Raw genomic sequence first — 10,880 nt, forward strand, 5'->3', positions numbered from 1 at the left:
AATCTTTATAAGAATAATGGATGACGTTAGTCGTTTTTGGCGGTGGTGTGCAACATATAGTTAACATCCACGCCCGGGGCGAGTTTGAATTTATCGGTCAGCGGATTGTAGTGCAGACCGGTGATGTGCTGCTCCTTGAGCCACGTCTGGTCAACCCAACCCAGTAACTCGGCAGGCTTGATGAATTTCTTCACGTCGTGTGTACCTTTGGGCACCATGCGCAGTACATACTCTGCGCCGACGACGGCCATCAGCCAGGCTTTGCCGTTACGGTTGATGGTCGAGAAGAAGACCTGGCCGCCCGGTTTCACCAGTTTTGCGCAGGCGTTGACGACGGACTGCGGGTCGGGAACGTGCTCCAGCATCTCCATGCAGGTGACCACGTCGTACTGGTGCGCATGTTTTGCCGCGTGTTCTTCAACGGTTTCCTGCACGTACTCCACCTGAATCCCGGACTCCAGCGCATGCAGACGGGCAACCTGCAACGGTTCAAAACCCATATCCAGGCCGGTGACGGTGGCCCCTTCGCGCGCCATGCTCTCTGCCAGGATGCCGCCGCCGCAGCCGACGTCGAGCACTTTTTTACCGAACAGACCGCCGGAACGCTCCGCGATATAGCCCAGACGCAGCGGGTTGATGCGATGCAGAGGTTTGAACTCACCTTCGAGATCCCACCAGCGGGACGCCACCGCTTCAAATTTGGCAATCTCTTCGTGGTCTACGTTGTGAGCCACCGGGGATTTTTCGGCATTCATGGGCGCTTTTACTCCTTATTTAGCAAGACGAATGAGTATATCAGGCAATCCCTGTGAATAAAGCGTATAGGTTTACCTGTATCACCGCGGCTGTGTTATAATTTGCGACCTTTGAATCCGGGATACAGTAGAGGGATAGCGGTTAGATGAGCGACCTTGCGAGAGAAATTACACCGGTTAACATCGAGGAAGAGCTGAAGAGCTCCTATCTGGACTATGCGATGTCGGTCATTGTTGGCCGTGCGCTGCCGGACGTCCGCGATGGCCTGAAGCCGGTACACCGTCGCGTACTATACGCCATGAACGTATTGGGCAATGACTGGAATAAAGCCTACAAAAAATCTGCCCGTGTCGTTGGTGACGTAATCGGTAAATACCATCCCCATGGTGATATCGCGGTGTACGACACCATCGTTCGTATGGCGCAGCCTTTCTCGCTGCGTTACATGCTGGTAGATGGTCAGGGTAACTTTGGTTCTATCGACGGCGACTCCGCCGCGGCAATGCGTTATACGGAAATCCGTCTGGCGAAAATTGCCCATGAGCTGATGGCCGACCTGGAAAAAGAGACGGTTGATTTCGTTGATAACTACGATGGCACGGAAAAAATTCCTGACGTCATGCCAACGAAGATCCCTAACCTGCTGGTGAACGGTTCGTCCGGTATCGCCGTAGGGATGGCGACCAACATTCCGCCGCACAACATCACCGAAGTGATCAACGGCTGCCTGGCCTATATCGACGATGAAGACATCAGCATTGAAGGGCTGATGGAACACATCCCGGGCCCGGACTTCCCGACGGCGGCCATCATCAACGGTCGTCGTGGTATTGAAGAAGCGTACCGCACCGGTCGCGGCAAGATTTACATCCGTGCCCGCGCCGAAGTGGAAGCAGATGCCAAAACCGGCCGTGAAACCATCATTGTTCACGAGATCCCGTATCAGGTGAACAAAGCGCGACTGATTGAAAAAATCGCCGAGCTGGTAAAAGAAAAACGTGTTGAAGGCATCAGCGCGCTGCGCGACGAGTCTGATAAAGACGGTATGCGCATCGTGATTGAAATCAAACGCGACGCGGTGGGCGAGGTTGTGCTGAACAACCTGTACTCCCAGACTCAGCTGCAGGTCTCCTTCGGTATCAACATGGTTGCACTGCACCATGGTCAGCCGAAGATCATGAACCTGAAAGAGATCCTGAGCGCGTTTGTCCGTCACCGCCGCGAAGTGGTGACCCGTCGTACCATTTTCGAACTGCGTAAAGCGCGTGACCGTGCCCACATCCTTGAGGCACTGGCTGTGGCGCTGGCCAACATCGACCCGATCATCGAGCTGATCCGTCGCGCGCCAACCCCGGCGGAAGCGAAAACCGCGCTGATTTCCCGTCCGTGGGATCTGGGCAACGTTGCGGCAATGCTGGAGCGTGCCGGTGATGACGCCGCGCGTCCTGAGTGGCTGGAACCTGAATTCGGCGTGCGTGATGGTCAGTACTACCTGACTGAACAGCAGGCCCAGGCGATTCTGGATCTGCGTCTGCAGAAACTGACCGGCCTTGAGCATGAAAAACTGCTCGACGAATATAAAGAGCTGCTGGAGCAGATCGCTGAACTGCTGCACATTCTGGGCAGCGCAGAGCGCCTGATGGAAGTGATCCGCGAAGAGCTGGAGCTGATCCGCGATCAGTTCGGCGATGAGCGTCGCACCGAAATCACCGCCAACTCCGCAGATATCAACATCGAAGACCTGATCAACCAGGAAGACGTTGTTGTGACCCTGTCTCACCAGGGCTACGTGAAGTATCAGCCGTTAACTGACTACGAAGCACAGCGTCGTGGTGGTAAAGGCAAATCTGCGGCACGTATTAAAGAAGAAGACTTTATCGACCGTCTGCTGGTGGCGAACACCCATGACACCATCCTCTGCTTCTCCAGCCGGGGTCGTCTGTACTGGATGAAGGTCTACCAGTTGCCGGAAGCGAGCCGTGGTGCACGTGGTCGTCCGATCGTTAACCTGCTGCCCCTGGAAGCGAACGAACGTATCACTGCCATTCTGCCGGTACGCGAGTACGAAGAGGGCGTGAACGTCTTTATGGCGACCGCCAGCGGTACCGTGAAGAAAACCGCGCTGACCGAGTTCAGCCGTCCACGTTCTGCCGGTATCATCGCGGTGAACCTGAACGAAGGCGATGAGCTGATTGGCGTCGATCTGACTTCAGGCAAAGATGAAGTCATGCTCTTCTCCGCAGCCGGTAAAGTGGTGCGCTTCAAAGAAGACGCCGTCCGCGCAATGGGTCGTACCGCAACGGGCGTTCGCGGTATCAAACTGGCGGGCGAAGACAGCGTCGTTTCTCTGATTATTCCGCGCGGGGAAGGGGCTATCCTGACCGTGACGCAGAATGGTTACGGTAAACGTACCGCGGAAGGGGAATACCCAACCAAGTCGCGTGGCACGCAGGGCGTTATCTCTATCAAGGTGACCGAGCGCAACGGTTCCGTTGTGGGCGCGGTGCAGGTAGACGATGCCGACCAGATCATGATGATCACCGATGCCGGTACGCTGGTGCGTACCCGCGTGTCGGAGATTAGCGTGGTGGGTCGTAATACCCAGGGCGTTATCCTCATCCGTACGGCGGAAGATGAAAACGTGGTGGGTCTGCAACGTGTTGCTGAGCCAGTGGACGACGAAGAGCTCGACTCCATCGACGGTAGCGTCGCGGAAGGTGATGATGATATCGCACCGGAAGTGGACACCGACGATGATGCAGCGGATGATGCTGACGAGTAATGTCTCCTGACGCATAAAGGGCCGGATTCCGGCCCTTTTCTTTTGCAGATGCAGACAAGTCAACGTTGCGACAAGCCGCGTTTACCGCTACCTTAACCACATTCTTTTTGACCCCGACGGCGGAGCCTCGCCCCTTTGAAATACCTCGTCTCCTTTCGAACCACGCTGAAAGTCTCTCGCTATCTGTTTCGGGCGCTGGCGCTCTTGCTTTGGTTACTGGTGGCCTTGTCCTCGGTGTTTTACATCGTTAACGCGCTGCACCAGAAAGAAGCGGAGATCCGTCAGGAATTTAACCTAAGTTCCGATCAGGCCCAGCGCTATATTCAGCGCACCTCCGACGTGATGAAGGAGCTGAAGTACATTGCCGAAAATCGCCTGACGGCGGAAAACGGTATTCTTGCCATCCGCGGCCGTAATGACAAAACCGAAGTACCGGATTTCGAGCCGCTGTTCCCGGATTCCGACTGCTCCGCCATGAGCAACACCTGGCGCGGTTCCCTGGAATCGCTCTCCTGGTTTATGCGCTACTGGCGCGACAACTTCTCCGCCGCCTATGACCTGAACCGCGTGTTCCTGATTGGCAGCGAAAACCTCTGCATGGCCGACTTTGGCCTGCGTGATGTGCCCGTCGAACGTGATGATGCGCTGAAAAGCCTGCATGAACGCATTTTGAAATACCGCAATGCGCCGCAGGACGAGCGCGGGAATAACATCTTCTGGATAAGCCAGGGGCCGCGCATGGGTGTGGGCTATTTCTATGCGCTGACGCCGGTTTATCTGGGCAATCGCCTGCAGGCGCTGCTGGGCATTGAACAGACCATCCGCATGGAAAACTTCTTCACGCCGGGCAGTCTGCCGATGGGAGTGACCATTCTGGATGAGAACGGCCATCCCCTGATTTCACTCACCGGGCCGGATAATCGCCTGAACGTCGATCCGCACTGGATGCAGGAGCGTTCGTGGTTTGGCTATACCTCAGGATTCCGTGAGCTGGTGCTGAAGAAAAGCTTACCGCCATCGTCGCTGAGTATTGTCTATTCCCTGCCGGTGGATATGGTGCTTGAGCGGATCCGTATTCTTATCATGAATGCCATCCTGCTGAACGTGCTGGCCGGTGGCGCGCTGTTTACCCTGGCGCGGATGTATGAGCGGAAGATTTTTATCCCCGCTGAAAGCGATGCCCAGCGTCTGGAGGAACACGAGCAGTTTAACCGTAAGATTGTTGCCTCCGCACCGGTGGGGATCTGTATCCTGCGCACCCAGGACGGCACCAATATCCTCAGTAATGAACTGGCGCATAACTACCTGAACATGCTGACGCACGAGGACCGGCAAAGGCTGACGCAAATTATCTGTGGTCAGCAGGTGAATTTTGTCGACGTGCTGACCAGCACCCACACCAACTTACAGATAAGCTTCGTGCATTCGCGCTATCGCAATGAAAACGTGGCGATTTGCGTGCTGGTGGATGTCTCAGCACGTGTGAAGATGGAAGAGTCTTTGCAGGAGATGGCCCAGGCGGCAGAGCAGGCCAGCCAGTCGAAATCCATGTTCCTTGCCACCGTCAGTCACGAACTGCGTACGCCGCTGTACGGGATTATCGGCAACCTCGATCTGCTGCAAACCAAAGAGCTGCCGAAAGGCGTTGATCGCCTGGTGACGGCGATGAACAACTCTTCAAGCCTGCTGCTGAAAATCATCAGCGACATTCTCGACTTCTCGAAAATTGAGTCCGAGCAGCTGAAAATTGAACCGCGCGAGTTCTCTCCGCGCGAGGTGATGAACCACATCAGCGCCAACTATCTGCCGCTGGTGGTACGTAAACAGCTGGGTCTCTATTGCTTTATTGAGCCAGACGTACCGCTGACGCTGCATGGCGATCCTATGCGTCTGCAGCAGGTCATTTCGAACCTGCTCAGTAACGCCATCAAGTTCACCGACATCGGCTGTATCGTGTTGCATGTGTGCCGGGCAGGGGACTACCTGAGCATTCGTGTGCGTGATACTGGCGTTGGGATCCCGGCGAAGGAAGTGGTTCGTCTGTTTGACCCGTTCTTCCAGGTTGGTACCGGCGTGCAGCGTAACTTCCAGGGGACCGGGCTGGGGCTGGCAATTTGTGAGAAGCTCGTCAGCATGATGGACGGCGATATCTCGGTGGATACCGAACCCGGTATGGGCAGCCAGTTCACCATTCGTATTCCGCTCTATTCTGCGCAGTATCCGGCGAAAACGACGGTTGACGGCCTGAGCGATAAGCGCTGCTGGCTGGCGGTACACAACGCCTCGCTGAATGATTATCTGACGGCACTGCTGAACCACAGCGGCGTGCGGGTTTCCCGTTATGAAGGCCAGACGCCGGACGTGGACGATGTGCTGATCACCGATGACACGCTGGCGCAACCGTGGCAGGGAAGGGGCGTGGTGATGTTCTGTCGTCGTCACATCGGTATTCCGGTTGAGCGTGCGCCGGGCGAGTGGGTTCACAGTGTGGCGACGCCACATGAGCTGTTGGGGCTGCTGGCGCGCATCTACAGCGTGCAGCTCGAAGAGAACGATGGCGCGGCGACCCTCCCGTCACCGGAATCGCTGGCGTCGGTGAACGACGATATGATGATTCTGGTCGTGGATGACCATCCGATTAACCGTCGCCTGCTGGCTGACCAGCTGGGCTCGCTGGGTTATCAATGTAAGACCGCTAATGACGGCGTGGATGCGCTGAATGTGCTGAGTAAAAACCATATTGATATCGTTCTCAGCGACGTGAATATGCCCAATATGGACGGCTATCGTCTGACGCAGCGTATCCGCCAGCTTGGTCTGACGTTGCCGGTGGTTGGCGTCACGGCGAATGCGCTGGCGGAAGAGAAACAGCGCTGCCTGGAGTCAGGAATGGACAGCTGTCTGTCGAAACCGGTTACGCTGGACGTATTAAAGCAGACATTGTCGATTTACGCGGATCGCGTGAGAAAAACGCGGACATAAAAAAGGCCCGTAAGGGCCTTTTACTTTTCACCCTCTCCCCGTGGGAGAGGGACGGGGTGAGGGCATCAGAACGCACACCCGTTCTGGATCAATCCTTATCCGTCGCGCTCAGCGTCACGGAGGAGAGATAGTTCAGCAGCGCGATATCGTTGTCCACGCCCAGTTTCATCATGGCTGATTTCTTCTGGCTACTGATGGTTTTAATACTGCGGTTCAGCTTCTTGGCAATCTCGGTCACGAGGAAACCTTCAGCGAAAAGACGCAGAACTTCGCTCTCTTTTGGCGACAGGCGTTTGTCACCGTAGCCACCTGCACTGATTTTTTCCAGCAGACGAGAGACGCTCTCAGGGGTGAACTTTTTGCCTTTCTGCAGCGCAGCCAGCGCTTTAGGCAGGTCAGTTGGTGCGCCCTGTTTCAGTACAATCCCTTCGATATCCAGATCCAGCACGGCGCTCAGAATCGCCGGGTTGTTATTCATGGTCAGAACAATGATCGAGATGTCCGGGAAGTGACGTTTAATATATTTGATGAGCGTGATCCCATCACCGTATTTGTCTCCAGGCATGGAGAGATCGGTAATGAGCACGTGTGCATCAAGTTTTGGGAGGTTATTGATCAGTGCTGTAGAGTCTTCAAATTCACCGACTACATTCACCCACTCGATCTGTTCAAGTGATTTGCGAATACCGAACAGTACAATCGGATGGTCATCGGCAATAATTACGTTCATATTGTTCATGTATTAGGCTACCTTGCTACAGCAAGCTTTTGACGTAGGCGTCAATGTCGCTGATGTATTTTTCAATGCCAGAGGCATCTTTCTCACGAATTAGATGTTCCAGCGTTTCACATAACTGCTTGCCGGGAACCAGATTAAGCATGGCAAACACCCCTTTAAGCCGGTGTGCTGTCTGCGCCAGCGCTGCAAAATCATTCGCAGCGGACTCAGTATACAACCGCTTAACATCATCTGGTACTGTATCAACAAAGAGTGAATAATATCCGCTGGCGTGAAGCTCGGCATTTTCATTGCCGCCTAACGGGGATTCCGCTATCTCTTCCTGCGCCAGTTGCTCTTCTATTAGTTGTAGTACAGCTTCCTGCATCGCATTGCTTATATTAAAGTTGACGCGCAGCTGGCCTGGGCCGATTTTTCGCACGCCTGGCTCATCATCGCTTAAAAGCAAGCCGGAGGCAGTAAGATTAGACGGATTATCAGTTAAAAACAGATCAAATTCTTGACTTGAGAGTCTTTCATCCGGCGTGATGCAGGCCGCACCCCAGTTTTCCAGCAGGCGTACCACGATATTGCGGATCTCGTTCGAGGTCACATCCACCATCACAACCACATCGTCCAGCAGGCGTTCTTCATCTTCTTCCTGAGGATTGGCGGCCATTTTTACGTGCAGCGAATAACGGGTGCCAAGCGATTCACGGGCTTTAATGTTCAGATGGCCGCCAAGCTTACGCGCCAGCTGATCGCACAGCCAGAAGGTCAGGGCATTGGCCTTACCGTAGCGATCGCTTTGGGTATCGTTCAGGAACGGGAAGTGCAGATTATCAATCTCACTGGTTGTGACGCCTTCACCGGTATCGAGGATACGGAACGTCAGACGATCCTCCGCGGACTCGTCGGTATTGACCTCAAGCGTGATTTTGCCAATTTGCGTGGTGGTGACGGCGTACTGAATAATCATCAGCAGAATTCGACGCAGCGCCTCACGATCGCCGTGACGTTCGTCGTTGGCCGGCAGGTGGTTGTTGATCAGCAGCTGCAGACCTTTGCGCTTAATCACCGGCAGAACTTCCGGCACTACTTCGTCAATCAGATCCTGAATCGAGAAGAGGGTCGGCGTGCCTTTCCAGAAGTCGTTCTCAAGCATGTTCGCGAGCTGGATCTCATCCACCATCCGCACCAGCGAATCCGCCTGGCTTGCCAGCTGTTGGCTTTCAGGCGTGCTCAACGCCGCCGCCTGCGTCGCCAGCGTTCTTAATGGCTGTTTGAAGGCATCACCAATATTTTGCATAAACGCGGCGCGACCCTGCTGATTTTTCTCATACAGTCTTTGCGCCTGCTTCAGTTTTTTGTTCACCAGCACTTCGCGATCCTGATCGCGAATAATGAAGATCTGCGTGCGGGAGGCGACCTGGCTGCGGAACTGACGGATCTCGTACAGTTCATTATTGATGGTGGCCTGAATCACCCCCTGATGCTGATCCGCCATGGTGGTGATGTTCTGCAGGTTAAGATGCGGCAGCAGATGGTCGGCAATTTTATTGCTCATCACCGTGCGGTTGGCTTCCTGGTCGTGAACCAGCACACCCAGCGGCAGTACTGAGATGATTTCTTCATTCAGGGCACGTAATACGCGCAATTCATTACTGGTTCCGGCCGGGACCGTTGAGGCATCGCTCTGACGCCCGGGCTGGAAACGGAACGTACTGTAGCCAAACAGCGCCAGCGCCAGTAGCCCAATATTCAGCAGCAGCGGTAACAGGATATTTTGTAGGGTGTCGAGCAGCAGCGTGCCAAACGGCACCTGCCACACCAGGCGCATACCGGTTGAGTTCAGCGAAGAGGCAATTTCAATCTTCGAGCCGTTAAAGGAGATAGAAACGCTTTCTGCGGCCTCTTTATCCGAGGCAGCACGCATGTTCTGGGTACTGCTGTCCGGCTCCAGGCGGAAGCTGTCGAGCGGCATATCCGGCGGGATCAGATCGTTAATCGGCAGATCGAACGCCACAACCGTCGCCAGATGTCCTGGCTGGTTAAAGGTGGTGCGAAGGGTAAAGTAATGGCCATTTTGCCAGGCCAGACGGCGCAGGGAAGAGAAACTTTCGCGTTCATCAAGGGCGTTCGCCTGCTGCAGCATTTCTGCCCGGCGGGAATCGACAATGCTGCCCACGGTCGTCTCTTTAAAACCCGAGGAGAGATCTTTAAGCGGCAGGGTTGAGATCAGGATCATGCTGTTATCCTGACCGTTCAGATAGTACATCGACCATGGCACCGTCTCGGCACCCCAGAGGGTATCGAGATAGGTTGAAATGCGCTGCGTCATCTCAAGCGTCGCGCTGTCGTGCGAGCCGAAAATAAGCGCTTCCGTTTTGCGCTGCGGCTTTTCCAGGTAGTAAACGTCCTGTTTCAGGCGCGTTTCCTGCAGCCCTTCACCTGAGGATGTCGCCGGGGCGGCTGCGATATTGTCGTAAATCTGCCAGGTGGCGTAGCGCCAGGTGTCAATGCGCTTGTGCACGGCATGCGTGATATCAACGACCTGATAGCTCTTATCCTTCAGCCAGGCGTTCACCGCGCTCTGAACCATAACCCCCATCGTGACCAACAGCACAACGATCAAAAGAAGAAAGAAACGGGTGATGCTCCCGGGGAGAAGGGAGAATTTGCTCGGGGCGGTAGTTTCAGTCTGACTCATTGATATGTTTAACCCGTAATGGCCGTGCTTTATGGCGATAGGGCAGTATAAAGGGTAATAACTGAATTTCCAGCCTCATAGCCTTTGAACACGCGACTTTTTCCTCTGTGAGTACTACTGAATGGTCTGTATTAAATGTGTACATACCCGAGGTGAATGTACAGATTACGCTCGATATCAGACAGAGAATAGCACGAATAAACAAGAAATTATGATTTGTTGCGTTGCGTTTTATGCGGGAGGGGTTTCAGGTGAATTTAGTTAATAGTCGTTATGATTTCTGTGCGGTAGCACAAAAAAAGAATAATTACGTAAAGAAAGGTAAAAAAAAACCGAATGCGAAGCATTCGGTTGAATTAGGGATAAACAGACATTCAAAGCTGAATGACGGTAATAAATAAAGTTAATGATGATAGCGAGAGTTATTTTAGTGATTACGCACGATCTTGTTTTGTCATTCAGTGCTGTAATTTTCTTTATCGCAAGCGATTGATTTATATGAGCATATATTTTCGCTTGATTATTAGTGCTAATTTTCTAAGCGCTTTGTGCTTTGTAAAAGTTCCTTGATGTTTACAAATTGAAACATCTTGATAGTGAAATGAAACATTTTCAAAGTTTTCGTATCATATTCCTGTTGGATTATTCTGTAATTTTGAGGAGAATGAAATTGCCGACTGGTTAAGAGGGTTAACCGGTAAGCAGTGGTAATAATAAGGCATATAACAGAGGGTTAATAAAATGAAAGTTAAAGTACTGTCCCTCCTGGTACCAGCACTGCTGGTAGCAGGCGCAGCAAATGCGGGGCTTTGTTGAATAAATCGAACTTTTGCTGAGTTGAAGGATCAGATCACGTATCTTCCCGACAACGCAGACCGTTCCGTGGCAAAGCAAAAGTTCAAAATCACCAACTGGCCCACCTACAATAAAGC

Annotated in this window: 5 protein-coding genes and 1 pseudogene; 2 read left to right on the plus strand and 4 right to left on the minus strand. The window is 53.4% G+C overall.

The genetic code is table 11. The features are described 5' to 3' along the window. Positions 1-26: 26 nt before the first annotated feature. Complete coding sequence (ubiG, locus tag APU11_RS16390; protein WP_020690665.1) at positions 27-755, minus strand: bifunctional 2-polyprenyl-6-hydroxyphenol methylase/3-demethylubiquinol 3-O-methyltransferase UbiG; 729 nt, start codon at positions 753-755, stop codon at positions 27-29. A 146-nt stretch (positions 756-901) separates the two neighbouring features. Between ubiG and gyrA the strand changes: the two genes are divergently transcribed. Then, on the plus strand, positions 902-3,538 hold the full coding sequence (gyrA, locus tag APU11_RS16395; RefSeq protein ID WP_058651752.1) for a DNA topoisomerase (ATP-hydrolyzing) subunit A: 2,637 nt from the start codon (positions 902-904) through the stop codon (positions 3,536-3,538). A gap of 135 nt (positions 3,539-3,673) precedes the next feature. After that, positions 3,674-6,520: a two-component system sensor histidine kinase RcsC gene (rcsC, locus tag APU11_RS16400; RefSeq protein ID WP_020690666.1), complete on the plus strand. Its 2,847-nt coding sequence runs from the start codon at positions 3,674-3,676 to the stop codon at positions 6,518-6,520. Between the two features lie 88 nt (positions 6,521-6,608). Here rcsC and rcsB read toward each other — a convergent pair whose 3' ends face one another. From rcsB to APU11_RS29180, 3 genes and pseudogenes are all read right to left on the minus strand, one after another. Then, the gene (gene rcsB, locus APU11_RS16405) at positions 6,609-7,259 is read right to left on the minus strand and encodes a response regulator transcription factor RcsB (protein WP_003859405.1); all 651 of its coding nucleotides are present in this window, start codon (positions 7,257-7,259) and stop codon (positions 6,609-6,611) included. Between the two features lie 16 nt (positions 7,260-7,275). Further along, a complete protein-coding gene (rcsD, locus tag APU11_RS16410) occupies positions 7,276-9,948 on the minus strand; it encodes a phosphotransferase RcsD (RefSeq protein WP_023619743.1) in 2,673 nt (890 codons plus the stop codon). A gap of 690 nt (positions 9,949-10,638) precedes the next feature. After that, positions 10,639-10,880: pseudogene (locus APU11_RS29180) on the minus strand (hypothetical protein); the annotation flags it as partial.

Origin of the sequence: Enterobacter sp. 50793107, from assembly GCF_001463365.1 — a bacterium.
GTDB lineage: Bacteria > Pseudomonadota > Gammaproteobacteria > Enterobacterales > Enterobacteriaceae > Enterobacter > Enterobacter cloacae.